Origin of the sequence: Dokdonella soli (assembly GCF_039523175.1) — a bacterium.
Classification (GTDB): domain Bacteria; phylum Pseudomonadota; class Gammaproteobacteria; order Xanthomonadales; family Rhodanobacteraceae; genus Dokdonella_A; species Dokdonella_A soli.
On sequence record NZ_BAAAEU010000003.1, the window covers coordinates 61,997 to 79,373 of the forward strand.

Here is a 17,377-nt window from a genome sequence, read left to right on the forward strand (position 1 = left end):
GCGAAACGGGACCGTATCGTGAGGCGTCAATGGGCCGCGGTCAGCACCGCGTGGATCGCGGCTTCATCGACATCCGCCACGATCTCGGCGCGGCCGATGCCGCGCCACAGGATCAGGCGCAGGCGGCCGCCGAGATTTTTCTTGTCGAGGCGCATGTGCGCAATCAGGCGATCCGGATCGCAGCGCGGTGGCGCGACCGGCAGGCCGAGCCCAGCCAGCAGCGTGGCGAGGCGCTCGGCGTCCACGCGCGGCGCGCGACCGAGGTCGGCGGAAAGTTGCGCGGCCAGCACCATGCCGATCGCAACCGCTTCGCCGTGCAGCAGCGTGCCGTAGCCGGTTTCGGTTTCATACGCATGCGCGAAGGTGTGCCCGAAGTTCAGCAGTGCGCGCTCGCCGTGCTCATGTTCGTCGCGCGCGACCACGCCGGCCTTGTGCCGGCAGCTGACCGCGATCGCTTCGACCAGGGCGGCGCCATCGCGCGCGTTCAGCGCGTCGGCGTTCGCTTCCAGCCAGGCGAAAAAATCAGAGTCGCCGATCGCGCCGTACTTGACGACCTCGGCCAGCCCGGCGCGGTACTCGCGATCCGGCAGCGTGGCCAGCGTATCGGTGTCGGCGACGACCGCGCGTGGCTGATGGAACGCGCCGACCAGGTTCTTGCCGGCGGGCAGATTCACGCCGGTCTTGCCGCCGACCGAGGAATCGACCATCGCGAGCAAGGTGGTCGGCATCTGCACGAAGTCGATGCCGCGCATCCAGCAGGCGGCGGCGAAGCCGGCGAGGTCGCCGATCACGCCGCCGCCGAGCGCGAGGATCGTTGCGTCGCGGGTCGCGCCGAGCGCGGCCAGCGCGTCGAACACGTTCGCGCTGCTCGCCAGCGTCTTGTGCGCCTCGCCATCGGGCAACACCAGCGCCGCGTGCGTGAATCCCTGCAGGCCGGATTGCACGCGTTCAAGATACAGCGGCGCTACCACCTCGTTGGTCACGACCAGCACGTGGCGGCCGCGGATGGCGGTGCGCCACGCCGATGCATCGGCGAGCAGGCCGGCGCCGATCCGGATCGGATAACCACGCGTGCCGAGTGCGACGTCGACGGTCACGATGCTCATGCGGCGACATCCGTATTGCCGCGGCGCCAGCGGGCTTCGAGCAGATCGAGCAGGTCGTGCGCGGCATGCGTGCTGTTGCCGACGCCGGTCGATGCGACGCGCAGATCCGCGATCTCGGCGTAGATCGGGTTGCGTTCGGCGGCGAGCTGTTCGAGGCGCACGCGCCGGTCCGGTGCGCGCAGCAATGGGCGCTGGCGGTCGCGTTCGAGGCGCGCGAGCTGCGCGTCGACCGTCGCGTCCAGCCAGATCACGAAGCCGCGTTCGTGCAGGAAACGGCGATTGTCGGCGCCGAGCACCGCACCGCCGCCGGTCGCCAGCACCACGCCGCGCCGCGCCGTGAGTTCGGCGAGCATCGCCGCTTCCCGGCAGCGGAAACCGGTTTCACCCTCGAGCTCGAAGATCAGGCTGACCGCCGCGCCGGTGTGCGCCTCGATCTCGTGGTCGAGGTCGAAGAACGGCATCCGAAACAGCTCGGCGATCTGGCGCCCGACGGTCGTCTTGCCGGCGCCCATCGGGCCGACCAGGAACAGGTTGGGCGCGGGATTCATGGTGGAATGCTAGCAAAGCGCGAGGCGGTGAGACGCGAGGCGTGAGACGGGGATGGAAGATTCCGCGGAATATGCGCCGTCGTTCCGCTTTCGCCGGAACGACGAATCGGAGAAGCTTACGTCTCACGTCCCACCTTAAGCCCCCCAATTCCCCCGACACCCATGCTGCGTTTCATGCTGATGTTCCTGATCTGTCTGGCCGTGCTGTTCATTGCCGAGCTGTGGCAGCCGGTCGACCACTACGTGATCCTGCCGTTCACCGGTGCGATCGCCAAGGTCTGCGTCTGGATCGTCGACGTGTTCGATCCGCATGTAATCGCCCAAGGCAAGGTGCTGCAGAGCACGAGCGGCGATTTCGCGATCTCGATCGAACGGGGTTGCAACGGCGTCGAGGCGGTGATCATCCTGATCTCGGCGATGCTCGCGTTCCCGGCGCCGTGGAAACACAAGCTGGCTGGCATCGGGCTCGGTTTCCTCGCGATCCAGGTATTGAACCTGGTCCGCATCATCAGCCTCTTCTACCTCGGTCAGTGGAACCGGGTCTGGTTCGAATGGTTCCATCTGTATCTGTGGCAGGCGTTGATCGTGCTCGACGCGCTCGTGGTGTTCCTGGTGTGGCTGCGCTGGTTGCCGCGCGGGCCGCGCACGCAAGCGTGAGCGGTGGCCGGTCACGCTTGCGCGCGGCGTTCGCGCGAATGGCCGCGTACGTGTGCGCATTTCCAGTGGCGATTTCACCCCCGGAATGACCGCGGATGAGGGCTGCGATCGGCGTCGCTGAAAGCTTTCGCACACTTTCGGCTTTGCTCTATAGTGTGCCGGCCTTTGCCCAAGGAGTGCCTGTCATGACAGTCGCCAAGGTTATCGAGCTCAGCAGTTCTTCCCCGAAAGGTATCGAGGACGCCGTGCAGAAGGGCCTGAAGAAGGTTTCCCAGACCGTCAAGAACATCAAGGGAGCCTGGGTGAACGACATCAAGGTCAGCACCGGTGACGATGGCAGCATCACCGAATGGCGCGTCAACATGCGCATCAATTTCATTGTCGACTGATGCCAGTCCAGGGAGCGTTTGTGGCCGCCTTGTGTCCGGATATCGGCTGGATGCCATGAGCAAACTCGGTCTGGTCGTCGGGCTGCTGGAAGATGATCCGGACATGGCGGCCCTGGTGTCCCATTGGCTGGAGGAATCCGGTTACACGGTGCGCTGGTTCCGCAGCGCCACCGAGTACAGGCGCCGTCAGGGTTCCGAGGCGATCGACCTGCTGCTGCTCGACTGGATGCTGCCCGACAGCACCGGCATCGAGGTGATCGGCGCGATCCGGTCGTCGGCCAACAGCCGGTTGCCGGTGATCTTCCTGACCGCGCGCGACGCCGAGGACGACATGGTCCGCGGGCTTGCCAGCGGGGGTGATGACTATGTGGTCAAGCCACCCAAGCAGCGCGAGCTGATCGCGCGAGTCCACGCGGTATTGCGCCGTCACGTCAACGACAGCGACAACGGCGAGACGATCGATCTCGCACCGTATTCGGTCGATCCGAGGCGGCGCCGCGTCAGCATCGACCGGCGCGATATCGACCTGACCCAGCGCGAATTCGACCTCGCCTGTTTCCTGTTTCGGCGCCATGGCCGCATCATCAGCCGCGACGCGCTGCTCGAGAACGTGTGGAACCTCAGTGCGGCAGTGTCCACGCGCACGGTCGACACCCACGTCAGCCGGCTGCGCAAGAAGCTCGATCTCAACGGCGAGCATGGCTGGCGGCTTGCCGCGATCTACCAGCACGGTTATCGGCTCGAGAAGGTCTGACGCCGCTGCGCTAGCGTTCGGGGTATGCCTGGAAGCCCGCCGGCGCGTGCAGCGACGCGTGCGGGATGCAAGAATGGCGCGGTTGGACAGCGCAAACCGGGGGATCGTCGTGGCGACCGCAGCGAAACCGCTTTCACGCAAGAAGGCCGATCCGCGCAAGCGCCCCTCGAAGCCCGAGCGTCGGCCCGCGGCGTCGCGCACGCACACCAGGAGCAAACCCATGGCAGATCCGAAGAAGCCCGCCGCGGACGGCGGCGCCGACCGCAACGTCGACCAGATCCGCGACATCCTGTTCGGCGGTCAGATGCGCGACTACGAGCGCCGCTTCCAGGAGCTGAACCAGCGTCTCGAAGCCGACCTTGCGCGCCTGCGCGACGCGCAGGACAAGCGCCTCGCCCAGATCGACAAGCGCATCGACGACCAGCTCGAGAAGCTGGGCAAGCTGGTGCGCCAGGAAGTGCAGGACCGCAACGGTGCGGTCGACGACCTCGAGTCGCGCCTGCAGCAGGCCGCGCGCACCGCACGCGGCGAGATCAACAAGGCGCTGGAGGGACTCGGCCACGAACTCGCGGCCAGTGACGAACGCCTGCGCGCCGCGATCGCCGAGCTGCACGCGGCGGCGCATGCACGCGCGAGCGAGGCCGACTCCGCGCTGTCGCGCGCCAGCACCGAGCTGCGCGCGGAAAAAGTCGGGCGCGACGATCTGGCCGCGCTGCTCACCGAATTCGCGCTGCGACTCCGGGGTGATTTCGACCTGCCGACACCCAGGTAAGCGCGCGATCGGAACGGAGCGCCGAAGTGACCATGTCCGGATTCGGCAAGGCGCTGGATGAGCCGCTCGATAGCGGTGCGTCCACGTCTCACGCGAGCGGATCGCCCACAGCCGGCACGGATGCAGCAGACGATTTCGAGCGCCTGCGCGAACTGCTGATCGGCGACGAGCGGCGCGCGCTCGACGCGGCGCGCACGCGCATCACCGAACTGGAGAACGCGCAGAAGGACCTGCCACGCCGGCTGCCCGGTGCGGCGATCGAGGCGCTGCGCGGCGAGCAAGTCACCACGCGTGTCGCGGACGCGCTGTCCGAGCCGGTTGCGCAGGCGCTCGGCACGGCGGTGCAGAAGAACCGGCAGAGCATCGTCGACGCGCTGTTCCCGATCATCGGTCCGCTGATCCGCAAGTCGATCGCGGAGGCGCTGCGTAATCTCGTTGCCGACCTCAACGGCGCCATCGAGAGCAGCTTCACGCTGCGCGGCCTCAAGTGGCGGCTCGAAGCGTGGCGCGGCGGCGTGCCGTATGCGCAGGTCGTGCTCAAGCATCGGCTCGCCTATCGCATCGATCACGTGTTCCTGATCGAGCGCGCGTCGGGGCTCGTGCTGCTGCACGAATCGGCGCCGGATATCACCCCGCTCGATGCCGACGCGATCGCCGGCATGCTGACCGCACTCGGCGATTTCGTCGGCGACTCGGTCGGGCAGGATGGCGGCGGTCTGGAGTCGATGAGTGTCGGCGAACACCTGGTCTGGGTGGTGCAGGGCCCGCGCGCGAACCTCGCCTGCTTCATGCGCGGCGTACCGCCGGCGGAACTGCGCACGCTGCTCGAACAACGGCTCGAGGATATCCATGCGCGGACCGCGGGTACGCCGGATGCGGACCTGCGTGCGGTTGGCGACACCTCGGCATGGCACGAGCAGCTGCAGCCGCCTGCGCTGCTGCGGGATGCGGAAGCCGCGCGTACGCCGATGCAGCGTGCGCCGTCGCGCTGGCCGCTCCTGTTCATACTGCTCGCAATGCTCGTCGCGTTGACGGTGTTCGTCGCGCGACGCGAGCGCTGGGAGGCGCGGATCGACGCGTTGCGCGCACGGCTCGTTGCGCATCCGGGCTTCGTGCTGACCGGCATCGACGAGCAGGCGTGGCGATCGGTCACCGTGCACGGTCTGGTCGATCCGGACGCGCCGTCGCTGGCAAAAGTGTTCGACGGCGCCGGCCTCGACCCCGCGCTGCCGAAGCTTGATGTGGCGGGCTATCTGTCGACCGACGACACCGCCGTCGCCCGTCGTGCCGCGCGGCTGCTGGCGCCGCCGACCGGTGTAAGGCTGACCGTGAAGGATGGCGTGCTTGCGCTCGACGGGCATGCGCCGGACGCATGGATCACCGCCGCACGCGAGCACGCCGGCTGGATTCCTGGCGTCGTTCGCACCGAGCTGACCTTGTCGCCGGATGGCGATGCCGCTGCGGCTGCGCGCGCAGAACTCGAACGCCTCGTGCAAGCGCTGAACACGCTCGACGTGCCATTCGGCGAAGACACGCAACCGGCAGCGGGCGCACAGGCGGTCGTCGATGAGATCGCGCGCAGCGCGCGCCAGGTCGCCGCGTTGGCCAGCACCGCGAAGGTCACACTCGTGCTCGCGAGTGTCGGCAGCAGCGACGAAAGCGGCACCGATGCGACCAATGCGCGCGTGCGTGCCGGTCGTGCGCGCTGGCTCGCGCAGGCGCTCGCCGAGCGTGGCGTCGGCGCGGTCGAGGTACCCGACGCCGTGATCGCCGAACCGATCGACCTGACCCGCCGCAGCGCGCATCTGCGCGTGACGGCGCGGCGATCCGTGCAATGAACGCCCCGGCGCACAAGGTGTGCATGCTCGGCGACTTCGGCGTCGGCAAGACCAGCCTGGTCGCGCGCTTCGTGCGCAGCACGTTCTCGGACAAGTACCTGACCACGGTCGGGGTCAAGGTCGACAGCAAGGAAGTCGTGCTGGCGAATGGCCATCCGCTCAAGCTCGTGGTCTGGGACATCGCCGGCCGCAGCGCACTCGATGCACTCGGCGTGCACTACCTGCGCGGCGCGTCTGCGCTGCTGCTGGTCGCCGACGGCACGCGCGAGAGCAGCCTGAGCTCGACGCTGAACCTGCTCATGCAGTCGCGCAACCTGCTGCCGGATGCGGTCGCCGTGCTCGCGGTCAACAAGCTCGATCTCGTCGAACGCTGGGAGGTTGCGCCGTCCACGCTGGCGGAGCTGCGTCGCAGCCTGCCGGTGTTCGAGACCAGCGCGTTGTCCGGCGACGGCGTCGAGCGCGCATTCGCGGACATCGCCGCGAGGTTGTCGCCATGAGCATCGATGCATGGCTGCCGGCGCCGGTCGGGAATTACCTGCGTGCGACCCTCATCGATCGCGCCCATCCGCTGCTGCTGAGCTTCGATGCCGGCTGGCATCTGCGCGATGTGCAGGGCGATGCTGCGTTCTACGGTATCGACACCGGTGATCCGCGGCAGAGCCTGCGCGAGCTGCAGGATCTGTTCATCGGCCTGCCGCTCGACGACCACCAGGATATCCCGTTCGTGGAACTGGCGAACGGACGCAGTGCGCACGTGCACTTGATCGTCGATGGTCCCGGCTTCCACGTGCTGCTGCTCGATGCCGAGGACGCGCGTGCGCGGGAGCGCGTGCAGCAGCAGCTCGGCCACGAGACGGCGATCGCCGGCCACGAGAAATCGAAGGCGATCGGCAAGCTCAAGGAGATCCGCAGCGAACTCGAGCACCAGCGCGCGGCCCTGGAAGATGCCAACGCGCTGAAGAACGCGCTGATCGCGACGCTCAGCCACGAGTTCCGCACGCCACTGACCTCGATTTTCGGCTACCTGCACCTGCTCGAGCGGCGCATCGACGGCAGTGAGCACGCGACGCAGGCGTTGAATGCGATCCGCCGCAACGCGACCCATTTGTTCACGTTGGCCGAGAACCTGCTTGAATACGGCCGCGGCGAGTCCGCTGGTTCCACACTGCTGCATCCGGTCGAGGTGGATCTTGCGGCACTGCTGCGTGACCTCGAGGCGATGTTCCGGCCGCTTGCCGAGGACAAGGGGCTGGCATTCCGCACGAACCTCGTACTCGACGACGCGGCGCCGCCACTGTTCGACGAGGTGCGCCTGCGCCAGGTCGCGATCAATCTGCTGTCGAACGCGGTGCGTTACACCGCACGCGGCGAAGTCTCGGTGGACATCGTGTGGCGGGACGGCAAGCTCGGCGTCGATGTCCGCGACAGCGGCATCGGCATTCCGCCGGAGTACCGTGACAGCGTGTTCAAACCGTTCAACCATGGCGGCCCGTCCGGCCGCAAGGGCGCAGGACTCGGCCTCAGCATCGTGCGCCGCCTGATCGAGCAGATGCAGGGTTCGCTCACGCTGGACTCTCAGTCGGGTCGTGGCAGCCATTTCCACGTCGACTTGCCGCCACTCGCGCACGCGCCGGCGAATGCGGGAGCAGCTACCGCGCGCGATGCCACGCCATTCCATGGAGAGGGACGCAGTGTGCTTGTCGTCGATGACGATCCCGACATCGCGCATCTGCTCGATGCGTTGCTTTGTGACCTGGGTTTTCGCGTGCAGGTGGCCGACAACGCCGCCGCCGCGATCGAGGCGGCGACGCGGCAGGCGCCGGACGTGCTGTTGATCGACGTCGAGCTGCCTGGCCTGTCCGGCAACGCGGCGGTGTTCCAGCTGCGCTCGCACGGCTATTGCGGCCGCATCGTGACCCTGTCGGCGACCCCGACTCGCGAAGCGCGCGATGCCTCGCTACGCGCGGGCGCGGACTACTACTTGACCAAACCGCTGGACATCGATCAGTTTGTCGGTGTCATGCAGCGCGCGGCGCAGGTTACATAGAGGAGGCAGGCATGAAGACGTTGGATCGGAAATCGGTGACGACCGCGAACGAACTGGCCGGTTATCGCGTGGTGAGCCAGCTGGGCGTCGTGCGCGGCATCACGGTGCGTTCGCGCAGCGTGATCGGCAACATCGGTGCGGCGCTGCAGACGCTGCTGGGCGGCAACATCAGCCTGTTCGCGGAGCTGTGCGAGCGCGCGCGTGGAGACGCCTTCGACCTGATGCTGCAACACGCCGCCGACCTCGGTGCGAACGCGGTGATCGCGATGCGCTACGACGCGAACGAGATCATGCAGGGCGTGACCGAGGTGCTGGCCTATGGCACGGCGGTGGTGGTCGAACCCGTGCGCTGACGGCGGTAACGCGCGCAACGCATCGCCATCCGGGTGATCAGGTAGCACAGACGATCGTGCGCACCGAGCGATCGCGGCGCAGGACGAGGCGCAGGTCCGCGCATGCCGGCAATGTACGCAGTGCGTGCCGGCTGAGGCGTTCGTAGTGCATCAGGAACCGCTGCAGTGCAGCGGTTCCCATCGCCTGCGGCGCGTGGCGAGCGCGCAGCGCGCGCTCCTGCTCGTCGCGCCAGCGAGTGACCACCGCGAAACCCGGCGCCTCGAGCAGGATCAGCCGGTCGAATCGTCGCCACAGATCCGCATACGCGTCGGCGAGTTGCGCATTGACCCAACGCCGCCAGCGCCCGTCCGTGTCTTCGTTGCGTTCGAGTGCATTGAGTGGACTCGCCAGCCTGTTTCCAGGTTGTGGCGGGACGCCGACGCACCAGCCTTCGAGCAGGATCAACCGCGGCGGCGTCGTCACGCCGCGCCAGCGCGACGGCGGCAGGCGCGTGTCACGGCCCTTGTCGAAACGCGGGACAGGCACGGGTCGCCGCACGTTCGCGTGGGCGAGGTCGGCGACGGTGTGCGTCAGCAGCGCAAGATCGTGCGTGCCCGGTACGCCGCGCGTCGCCAACAGCGGATGCACGTCGCGCGCGAGTCGCATCCGCGCGCGGCGACCGAGGTAGAAATCGTCGAGCGAAAGCACCTCGGTGGGCGTGCCACACCGCCTCGCGGCCGCGGCGAGTTGTCGCGCAAATGTGCTCTTGCCGCTGCCTTGAAGGCCGGACAGACCGACCAGCAACGGTGCAGCCGTTCGCGGTCGTGCGCGCAGCCAGCCCAACGCTGTGTCGAGCGTTGCGTCGACCACGTCCCGGGCGTACCTGGTCCCGGTGTTAACATCGCGCGCCATGACGAATACAACCGCAAACGTCGAATCGACCGCACTCTATCAGCAGGCCCTGGCGACATTCCGCAGTTTGCTCGACGAGGCACGCACGGCTGGCGATCCGGAACCGACCGCGATGACGCTGGCGACCGCGGACCGCGATGGCCGACTCTCGGCGCGCATCGTGCTGCTCAAGGGCGTCGACGAGCGCGGCTTCCGTTTCTTCACGAACTACGAAAGCGCAAAGGGTGCGCAGCTCGCGGCGCATCCGCAGGTCGCATTGTGCTTCCACTGGAAGACCCTGCACGAGGGCGTGCAGGTGCGCATCGAGGGGCGTGTCGAGAAACTGTCTGCGGACGAGTCCGACGCCTATTTCATGTCGCGTCCGCGCGGCAGCCAGATCGGCGCCTGGGCATCACCGCAATCGCAGCCGCTCGCCGACCGAGCCGAATTCGAGGCGCGCATTGCCGAATTCGAACAGCGCTTCGCCGGCATAGCGGTGCCGCGTCCACCACACTGGGGCGGCTTCGTCGTCGTGCCGGAGCTCATCGAATTCTGGTACGGCGCGACGTTCCGCCTGCACGAGCGCGTCGAGTACGCGCTCGGCGAGGGAGCGTGGACGAAGCGGATGCTCTATCCGTGAGCGGCAACTGGCCGGTGCGCGCCGCGCAGGCCGGCGACCTAGCGCAGTGGAGCGCGCTGCGCGCGGCGCTGTGGCCGGACGTCGACGCTGCGGAGCATCGCGCGGACATCGAAGACCAGCTCGCGCAGCCGGAGCGGTTCAATTCATTCCTTGCGCTCGACGGAATCGGTATGCCGATAGGCCTCGCCGAGGCTAGCCTGCGCTGCGACTACGTCAACGGCACCGAGAGTTCGCCGGTGGGCTTCCTCGACGGGCTGTACGTGGTGCCTGCGGTGCGTCGGCGCGGTGTCGGCCGCGCGCTTGTCGCCGCCGTCGAGGCATGGACGCGCGCGCTCGGTTGCCGCGAACTCGCCTCGGATTCATTGCTCGCCAATGAGCCCGCGCATGCGGCGCATCGCGCTTACGGTTTCGAGGAAACCGAGCGCGTCGTGTACTTCCGAAAGTCCGTGGATCGCTGAGCGGTGGGCCCGCAACGCATCGTGTGCCTGACCGAGGAACCGACCGAGGTGCTGTACGCGCTCGGCGAGCAGGACCGCATCGTCGGCATTTCGGGCTTCACGGTGCGGCCGCCGCGCGCGCGAAAAGAGAAACCCAAAGTCTCTGCGTTCACCAGCGCGAAGATCGACGAGATCCTGAAGCTGCAGCCGGATTTCGTGGTCGGTTTCTCCGACATCCAGGCCGACATCGCGCGCGAGCTGGTCAAGGCCGGGGTCGAGGTCTGGATCAGCAACCACCGCAGCGTCGCCGGCATCCTCGACTATATCCGTCGACTCGGTGCGCTGGTTGGTGCGCACGAGCGCGCCGAGGTGTACGCGCAACGCGCGCAGGCGCATCTCGCCGAGATCGCGCAGGCCGCCGCGGCGCTGCCGCGCAGACCGCGCGTATTTTTCGAGGAGTGGGACGATCCGTTGATCAGCGGCATCCAGTGGGTCGCAGAACTGATCCGCATCGCCGGCGGCGATGATGTCTTCCCCGAGCGTGCCGGGAAATCGCTTGCGCGCGACCGCATCCTGGCCGATCCGCGCGAGGTCGTGCGGCGCATGCCGGACATCGTGTTCGGTTCGTGGTGCGGCAAGAAATTCCGGCCCGATCGCGTCGCCGCGCGCGCGGGTTGGAACGCGATTCCGGCGGTGCGCGACGGCGAACTGCACGAGATCAAGTCGCCGATCATCCTGCAGCCCGGCCCGGCCGCGTTGTTCGATGGCGTCGATGCGCTGCATCGCGTGATAGCCAACTGGGCCAGGCGCGCGCTTTGAAGCCCGCACCTTCAAGGGGTGAGCCGGGCTTTCGCGCGGCACTGCCGCGCGCCGGCGAACGGCTGCACATGGATGTGCAGACCGGGCTTCGAGGGCAGGATGCCCGGGTTGGGTTGGGGACGGTGTTCACCGCGTCACGGAGCATCGCGGCTGAAGCCTGTCCTGAGCCCTGTCGAAGGGCCGCTCCCACGGAAAAAGGCGGGCGAGGCGCCTACGCCGCCTGCGCCAGCCGCATGCCGAGATCGAGCACCGGCCCGACGATCAGCACGCGCGCCAGCATCACGATCAGCCATGCGACCATCGGCGACAGGTCGAGCCCCGCGATCGGCGGCACGATTCTGCGAATAGGGCGAAGCACCGGTTCGGTGAGCTGGAACACCAGCGGCACGATCGGATTCGAACGATCCACGCTGATGAACGAGAGCAGCACGCGCACCAGGATCAGGCCGAAGTACAGCATCAGCACGAAATCAACGAGATCGGCGAGCGCCATCACGACCAGGCCGAATACGCCCAGTCCCTGTCCGGCCAGTGCGTACAGCAACGCGAGTTTGACCCCGCTGAGCAGCCAGGCGAGCAGGATCGCCGCGATGTCGATGTTGCGCCAGGCCGGAATCACCTTGCGCAACGGCATCAGCACGGGGTTGGTGACCCGGTAGAGGAACTGGCAGACCGGGTTGTAGAAATTCGCGTGGACCCATTGCAGCAGTACGCGCAGCACGACCAGCGCGATCAGCGCGCCGAATGCGAAGTTGATCAGGATCTGGCCGGCGTTCGCGATGTAACCCATGGGTGTTGGTCGCTTGTCAGTTGTCGTGGATCGAATTGGCAGTGTCGTTGTAGGAGCGGCTTCAGCCGCGATGCTTTTTTCTCGCACACTCCAGACAAGAGCATCGCGGCTGAAGCCGCTCCTACAAAAGATTCAAGATACGAGATTCAGGAATATTGCTCCGACAACTCGCGCCCACGCCGCGTCGCCGCGTCGACCGCGGCCGCGACGAGCCCGCGCAGGTCGCCGGCCGCGAACGCATCGAGCGCCGCGGCGGTGGTGCCGCCCGGCGAGGTCACGCGCTCGCGCAGTCGTGCGGGCGATTCGCCGTCCTCGACCAGCATGCGCCCTGCGCCGAGACAGGTTTGTGTCGCCAACGCGCGCGCGGCCTCGCGCGGCAGGCCCTGCGCGACCGCGGCCTCCTCGAGCGCCTCGACCAGCAGGAAGAAATAGGCCGGTCCCGAGCCCGATAGCGCGGTCACCGTGTCCATCAGTTCCTCGCGCTCGATCCAGACCGTGCGGCCAGCCGCGCCGAGGATCGCTTCGGCCTGCGCACGCTGTTCCGCGCTGGTCGAATCGTTCGCGATCAGCCCGGTCGCACCGGCCCCGATCAGCGCGGGTGTGTTGGGCATCGCGCGCACGATCGGCAGGTCGGTATCGAACCATGCGCGCAATTGTTCGATGCGGATGCCGGCCGCGATCGAGATGACCAGCGGCCGCGAAGCCGCGGCCACCTTGGCGAGATCGGTGCAGACCGTCTTCAACACTTGCGGCTTGACCGCGAGCACGAGTACGTCGGCACCTTGTGCGGCCGTGCGCGCGGCATCATGCACGGCCACCCCGAAATCGCGCGCGAGTGCATCGCGCAGTTCCGCATTCGGTTCCGCAACGGCTATCGAACCTGCGCGCGCGCCACCACGGATCAGCGCGCCGATCAGGCTGCGCGCCATGTTGCCGCCACCGATGAACGCGATCGAGCGGGGATTCGGAAGTCGGGAATCGGCAGGCGTAGGCATTCGCAGCGATGGTGTCGGATCAAGGGGCGCAAGCATAGCAAGCGGCTTGCGCCATCCGGAGGCGAGGCGGCCGTTTCAGGGATTCCCTATCGGCTTCTCGCTCCAAACAACGCGGTACCCACGCGCACCATCGTCGCACCCTCGGCAATCGCGAGTTCGAAGTCGTCGGACATGCCCATCGACAGCGTGTCGATGCCCACGCGGCTCGCGCACAGTTCGTCGAACAGCGCGCGCATGCGGCAGAACGCGTTGCGTCGCCGCTCGAGGTCGGGCGCCGGCGCTGGAATCGCCATCAGGCCGCGCAGGCGCAGATTCGGCGCCGCAGTGATCTCGTCAGCGAGTGCCGTGACCTGCGCCGGGGTGCAGCCGGACTTGCTGTCCTCGTCGTCGATGTTGACCTGGATCAGCACGTTCAGCGGCGCAGACGCGGTTGCCCGGTGGCGCGACAGCGGCTCGATCAGCTTGGTGCGGTCGAGGCTCTGCAGCCAGTCGAAATGTTCGGCGACCTCGCGGCACTTGTTCGACTGCAGCGGTCCGATCAGATGCCATTCGAGCGTGGGGTCGGCGAGCTCGCGCTGCTTGGCCAGCGCCTCCTGCACGTAGTTTTCGCCGAACACACGCTGGCCAAGCGCGGCCACCGCGCGGATCGCGGCGACCGGCTGGGTCTTGGAGACCGCAAGCAGGGTCACCTCGTCGAGCCGTCCCGCCGAATGTCGCGCCGCGGCGACGCGGTGAGTGACGGAACGGTAGGCTGTTTCGCAGAAATTCATCGCAAGGCCGCGCATTGTCTGGGTTTCGTAGGGCTATACTGCCGCAACCGAGCGCCCGCGCGGCGCTCCGCGTTCCAGGGGACAAGCATGGATATTGCCGAGCTGTTGGCGTTTTCGGTCAAGAACAAGGCGTCGGACCTGCACCTGTCGGCCGGTTTGCCGCCCATGATCCGCGTCGACGGCGACGTGCGCCGCATCAACATCCAGGCGTTCGACCACAAGCAGATCCACGCGCTGATCTACGACATCATGTCGGACAAGCAGCGCCGCGACTACGAGGAATTCCTCGAGGTCGACTTCTCGTTCGAGATCCCGAGCCTGGCGCGCTTCCGCGTCAACGCGTTCAACCAGAACCGCGGCGCGGCGGCGGTGTTCCGCACGATTCCCTCCGAGGTGCTGAGCCTCGAGGATCTCGGCTGTCCGCGCATCTTCAAGGAACTGATCGCGCAGCCACAGGGCCTGATCCTGGTCACCGGCCCGACCGGCTCCGGCAAATCGACCACGCTCGCGGCGATGGTCGATCACGTCAACAAGAACGAGTACGCGCACATCCTCTCGGTCGAGGATCCGATCGAGTTCGTGCACACCTCGCAGAAGTGCCTGATCAACCAGCGCGAGGTGCACCGCGACACGCACGGTTTCAACGAAGCGTTGCGCTCGGCGCTGCGCGAAGACCCTGACTACATTCTGGTCGGCGAGTTGCGCGACCTGGAGACCATCCGCCTCGCGCTGACTGCGGCCGAAACCGGCCACTTGGTGTTCGCGACCCTGCACACGAGTTCGGCCGCGAAGACCGTCGACCGCATCATCGACGTGTTCCCCGCCGGCGAGAAGCCGATGGTGCGCTCGATGCTGTCGGAATCCTTGCGCGCGGTGATCTCGCAGTCGCTCCTGAAGAAAGTCGGCGGCGGTCGCGTCGCCGCGCACGAAATCATGGTCGGCATTCCCGCGATCCGTAACCTGATCCGCGAGGACAAGGTCGCGCAGATGTACTCCGCGATCCAGACCGGCAGCCAGCACGGGATGCAGACCCTCGACCAGTGCCTGCAGGACATGGTCAAGCGCGGTCTGGTCACGCGCCAGCAGGCGTTGGGCTACGCGAAGAACAAGGAAATCTTCAAGTAGCAGCAACGCAATCCGCGCGACGGACGTTTGCCCGTCGCCAATCCGCGGTGTCTGGTTGGCTGGATTCGTGAGTGGAGAGGTTGGCCTTTCGGAATGGCTTCGCTTCAATTGCTTCGGTCCGTTTGTTCCCTTTCTTCAAAAAGCAAAAAGTGGATGATACGATCAGGTGGAGATCCGCGACCTGATCTGCACTGCGGGCTGGCTGTCCGTATTTGAGGCCGACAGCCAGGACGGTATGCCCGTTTTATTACCTCCGCCGCTAGCGCTCATTCCAATAGGACAAAAGGAACTATGTCGATTTTGCTCGCGGCCGCCATGATGTTGGGCAGTACAACCGCCACGCAATTGCAGTTGCCGCCGGCTTGCGATGGAAGCAGCAGTTACGAGTGCATTCGGGCGCCGCAATATGCACCCCGCTTCAATGGGACAGGCTCCGGTCTGCAGCCAGACCCGACGCCACCGCCGCCGCTAAACTTTGCCCCCTTCGCCACGGAGGCCGATTTGTTGGCCAACCGGATGGCAGCGATGCGAGCCTCATATTCGCAACCAGATCCGCCGTATTACTTCTGCGACGTACACTGGGACGCACCGAGAGGCAGTTGGGTTCCGTCTGCAACCCCGATCAATGGATTCCAGCCAACATACGCGTCTCGCGACGGTGGTTATCCGTACACATACATCTATCACGATTCTCGGTCATCGACGCCTTGCGAGATCACCCAGCACTATGCAATGAGTGAGTTTTTCTGGGCACCGCCGTACTGTCCCGCCGGTTGGACCGGTGCGTATCTGGACGGCGTGATCGGGTGGTTTTGTCAGCGCGCACAAAAAGTCATACCGACCGACCAGATCTGTACAAAATGCGGTAACCCGATTGATCTCTTGACGCGCGTTAAGCTGCAGCGGGAAGTCGATTTTTCGATAGATGGCTTGCTTCGTTTGGAGCGCCTGTATCGCAGCGACGGGTATGCATCACCGCCCGGAGCAGGTACTCCAGTGCCTGCGTTCGGTCTTCTCTGGCGCAGCAGTTACGAGCGTCAACTCGTCGACGCGTTGAACAGTAGTTCGATGCACGTCGCCATACTGGACAGAGCGGATAACCAGAAGTTCTATTTTTCGGAGGACGTGAACGCGTATCTCGGCAGTCCGGACTCGCCCGGCACGCTAACACGCCTGCGCGATGCGCAAAGCAACCCGATCGGCTGGTCATACGAATCGCCACAAGGTGAAATCGAGACGTACGATTCGACTGGAGCACTGACTCGCATTGACCATCGGGATGGACGTTATGTCGCCATTGCGCATGATGCGAATAGGCGGTTGCAGCGCGTCACGGATGAACACGGCCGCGCCCTGCAGTATGCGTATGACGCCTTGGGCCGCGTGAGCAGCGTCTTGCTGCCCGATGGCAACTCCGTAACTTATGAATACAACGAAGCCAATGCCATCACCGTTGTCCATCTTGCCGACACGACGACACGACGTTACGGCTACGACGATCCGAACTCGATATTCCGCCTTACCTCGATCATCGACGAGAAAGGGGTGACCTATGCGTTGTTCACCTATCAGAGCAATGGAATTCCGCTAACAACTTCCCACGTAGGTGGCGTGGATAACTACCAGGTAGTGACCGACCAGCGGGCAGCCTATATCGATCCACTCGGCGCGCAGCACACGTTCACGGTCCAATCGGTGGCGAATGCCACCCGGGTCAGCGCGGAAACCAAGACCTGTACGGGGTGCCCAACGCTGACTAAAAGCATCAGTTACAACCCCACCAGCGGGGCGGTCGACTGGGCGCTCGACTTCAATGGCAACAAGACGACCTATCTCTACGATCCGACGCGATTCGTGGAGACTTCGCGCACCGAGGCCTCGACCGACACGTCGAATCCTCCGATCACGCGTATCACCCAAACTGACTGGCATGCCTCGTTCCGTGTACCGACCGAGCGCCGCACGCTGAACGCGAGTAACGGACTCGAGGCAAAAACGGACTGGGTCTACAACAACCGCGGTCAAGCAACGGCTCGCTGCGAGATCGATCCGGCCGACACGGCGGCGATGGCCTATACCTGCAGCGCCACGACGGCGCCGCTGGTTGGCGTGAAGGTGCGCCGCTGGGTCACTACCTATTGCGAGCAGGCCGACGTCAGCGCCGGCACCTGCCCGCTGGTCGGCCTGGTCACGTCCGTCAACGGCCCGCGCCCAGCCGGCGATACCGGCATGGCGGCGGGGCAGGACGATGTCACCACCTACACCTACTACTCGACCGACGATGCGACCTGCGCCAGCAACGGCGCCTGCCCGCACCGCCACGGCGACCTGTGGAAGGTCACCAACGCCCTCGGCCAGATCACCACGACCGTCAGCTACGACAAGAACGGCCGGGTCACGCGGTCGCAGGATGCGAACGGCACCACCACCGACTTCACCTACCACCCGCGCGGCTGGCTGCTGACG

Annotated in this window: 19 protein-coding genes; 13 read left to right on the forward strand and 6 right to left on the reverse strand. The window is 66.1% G+C overall.

Annotated features, from left to right (window positions below):
- Nucleotides 1-26 precede the first annotated feature (26 nt).
- Together aroB and ABD002_RS03360 are read right to left on the reverse strand one after the other, a co-directional pair.
- Nucleotides 27-1,106, reverse strand: a complete 1,080-nt coding sequence (gene aroB, locus ABD002_RS03355; RefSeq protein ID WP_343787155.1) for a 3-dehydroquinate synthase — start codon at nucleotides 1,104-1,106, stop codon at nucleotides 27-29.
- On the reverse strand, nucleotides 1,103-1,654 hold the full coding sequence (locus ABD002_RS03360) for a shikimate kinase (RefSeq protein ID WP_343787157.1): 552 nt from the start codon (nucleotides 1,652-1,654) through the stop codon (nucleotides 1,103-1,105). Before ABD002_RS03360 ends, aroB begins: the two co-directional genes overlap by 4 nt.
- A gap of 162 nt (nucleotides 1,655-1,816) precedes the next feature.
- Here ABD002_RS03360 and xrtH point away from each other — a divergent pair, with 162 nt between their 5' ends.
- The 8 genes from xrtH to ABD002_RS03400 all read left to right on the forward strand — a co-directional run bounded on the left by xrtH (nucleotide 1,817) and on the right by ABD002_RS03400 (nucleotide 8,464).
- Nucleotides 1,817-2,311, forward strand: coding sequence for an exosortase H (gene xrtH / locus ABD002_RS03365; RefSeq protein ID WP_343787159.1), 495 nt, complete (start codon nucleotides 1,817-1,819; stop codon nucleotides 2,309-2,311).
- Between the two features lie 185 nt (nucleotides 2,312-2,496).
- The gene (locus tag ABD002_RS03370) at nucleotides 2,497-2,700 is read left to right on the forward strand and encodes a dodecin family protein (RefSeq protein WP_343787161.1); all 204 of its coding nucleotides are present in this window, start codon (nucleotides 2,497-2,499) and stop codon (nucleotides 2,698-2,700) included.
- 55 nt (nucleotides 2,701-2,755) lie between these two features.
- Nucleotides 2,756-3,454, forward strand: coding sequence for a response regulator transcription factor (locus ABD002_RS03375; RefSeq protein ID WP_343787163.1), 699 nt, complete (start codon nucleotides 2,756-2,758; stop codon nucleotides 3,452-3,454).
- A 220-nt stretch (nucleotides 3,455-3,674) separates the two neighbouring features.
- Nucleotides 3,675-4,226 carry a hypothetical protein gene (locus tag ABD002_RS03380; protein WP_343787165.1) on the forward strand — a complete coding sequence of 184 codons (552 nt, stop codon included), beginning with the start codon at nucleotides 3,675-3,677 and terminating at the stop codon, nucleotides 4,224-4,226.
- A gap of 26 nt (nucleotides 4,227-4,252) precedes the next feature.
- Nucleotides 4,253-6,064 (forward strand): hypothetical protein, encoded by a 1,812-nt coding sequence (locus ABD002_RS03385; protein WP_343787167.1) that lies wholly within the window; start codon nucleotides 4,253-4,255, stop codon nucleotides 6,062-6,064.
- Entirely contained in the window at nucleotides 6,061-6,561 is a 501-nt protein-coding gene (locus ABD002_RS03390; RefSeq protein WP_343787169.1) for a Rab family GTPase, read from the forward strand. Before ABD002_RS03385 ends, ABD002_RS03390 begins: the two co-directional genes overlap by 4 nt.
- Nucleotides 6,558-8,111 carry a hybrid sensor histidine kinase/response regulator gene (locus ABD002_RS03395; protein ID WP_343787171.1) on the forward strand — a complete coding sequence of 518 codons (1,554 nt, stop codon included), beginning with the start codon at nucleotides 6,558-6,560 and terminating at the stop codon, nucleotides 8,109-8,111. The genes ABD002_RS03390 and ABD002_RS03395 overlap by 4 nt, the downstream gene beginning before the upstream one ends.
- An 11-nt stretch (nucleotides 8,112-8,122) precedes the next feature.
- The gene (locus tag ABD002_RS03400) at nucleotides 8,123-8,464 is read left to right on the forward strand and encodes a YbjQ family protein (protein ID WP_343787173.1); all 342 of its coding nucleotides are present in this window, start codon (nucleotides 8,123-8,125) and stop codon (nucleotides 8,462-8,464) included.
- A 37-nt stretch (nucleotides 8,465-8,501) separates the two neighbouring features.
- Here the strand turns inward: ABD002_RS03400 and ABD002_RS03405 are convergent, their stop codons facing one another.
- Nucleotides 8,502-9,356: a kinase gene (locus ABD002_RS03405; RefSeq protein WP_343787175.1), complete on the reverse strand. Its 855-nt coding sequence runs from the start codon at nucleotides 9,354-9,356 to the stop codon at nucleotides 8,502-8,504.
- Here ABD002_RS03405 and pdxH point away from each other — a divergent pair.
- Genes pdxH through ABD002_RS03420 form a run of 3 tightly spaced genes read left to right on the forward strand, consistent with a single transcriptional unit; the run spans nucleotide 9,355 to nucleotide 11,231 of the window.
- A complete protein-coding gene (pdxH, locus tag ABD002_RS03410; RefSeq protein WP_343787177.1) occupies nucleotides 9,355-9,975 on the forward strand; it encodes a pyridoxamine 5'-phosphate oxidase in 621 nt (206 codons plus the stop codon). The two genes, ABD002_RS03405 and pdxH, sit on opposite strands and share 2 nt — an antisense overlap.
- The gene (gene aac(6') / locus ABD002_RS03415) at nucleotides 9,972-10,433 is read left to right on the forward strand and encodes an aminoglycoside 6'-N-acetyltransferase (protein ID WP_343787179.1); all 462 of its coding nucleotides are present in this window, start codon (nucleotides 9,972-9,974) and stop codon (nucleotides 10,431-10,433) included. The genes pdxH and aac(6') overlap by 4 nt, the downstream gene beginning before the upstream one ends.
- Before the next feature lie 3 nt (nucleotides 10,434-10,436).
- Nucleotides 10,437-11,231 (forward strand): ABC transporter substrate-binding protein, encoded by a 795-nt coding sequence (locus ABD002_RS03420; protein ID WP_343787181.1) that lies wholly within the window; start codon nucleotides 10,437-10,439, stop codon nucleotides 11,229-11,231.
- A gap of 211 nt (nucleotides 11,232-11,442) precedes the next feature.
- Here the strand turns inward: ABD002_RS03420 and ABD002_RS03425 are convergent, their stop codons facing one another.
- From ABD002_RS03425 to ABD002_RS03435, 3 genes are all read right to left on the reverse strand, one after another.
- A complete protein-coding gene (locus ABD002_RS03425) occupies nucleotides 11,443-12,021 on the reverse strand; it encodes a YggT family protein (protein WP_343787183.1) in 579 nt (192 codons plus the stop codon).
- Nucleotides 12,022-12,167: 146 nt separating this feature from the next.
- Nucleotides 12,168-13,016, reverse strand: a complete 849-nt coding sequence (proC, locus tag ABD002_RS03430) for a pyrroline-5-carboxylate reductase (RefSeq protein ID WP_343787185.1) — start codon at nucleotides 13,014-13,016, stop codon at nucleotides 12,168-12,170.
- A gap of 86 nt (nucleotides 13,017-13,102) precedes the next feature.
- Nucleotides 13,103-13,786, reverse strand: coding sequence for a YggS family pyridoxal phosphate-dependent enzyme (locus ABD002_RS03435; RefSeq protein ID WP_379989370.1), 684 nt, complete (start codon nucleotides 13,784-13,786; stop codon nucleotides 13,103-13,105).
- An 87-nt stretch (nucleotides 13,787-13,873) separates the two neighbouring features.
- On the opposite strand from ABD002_RS03435, the gene ABD002_RS03440 reads away from it, so the two are divergent.
- Nucleotides 13,874-14,911 (forward strand): type IV pilus twitching motility protein PilT, encoded by a 1,038-nt coding sequence (locus tag ABD002_RS03440; RefSeq protein ID WP_343787189.1) that lies wholly within the window; start codon nucleotides 13,874-13,876, stop codon nucleotides 14,909-14,911.
- Nucleotides 14,912-15,643: 732 nt separating this feature from the next.
- Nucleotides 15,644-17,377, forward strand: a 1,734-nt coding sequence (locus ABD002_RS03445; RefSeq protein ID WP_343787191.1) for a DUF6531 domain-containing protein, incomplete at its 3' end; no start/stop codon positions are given.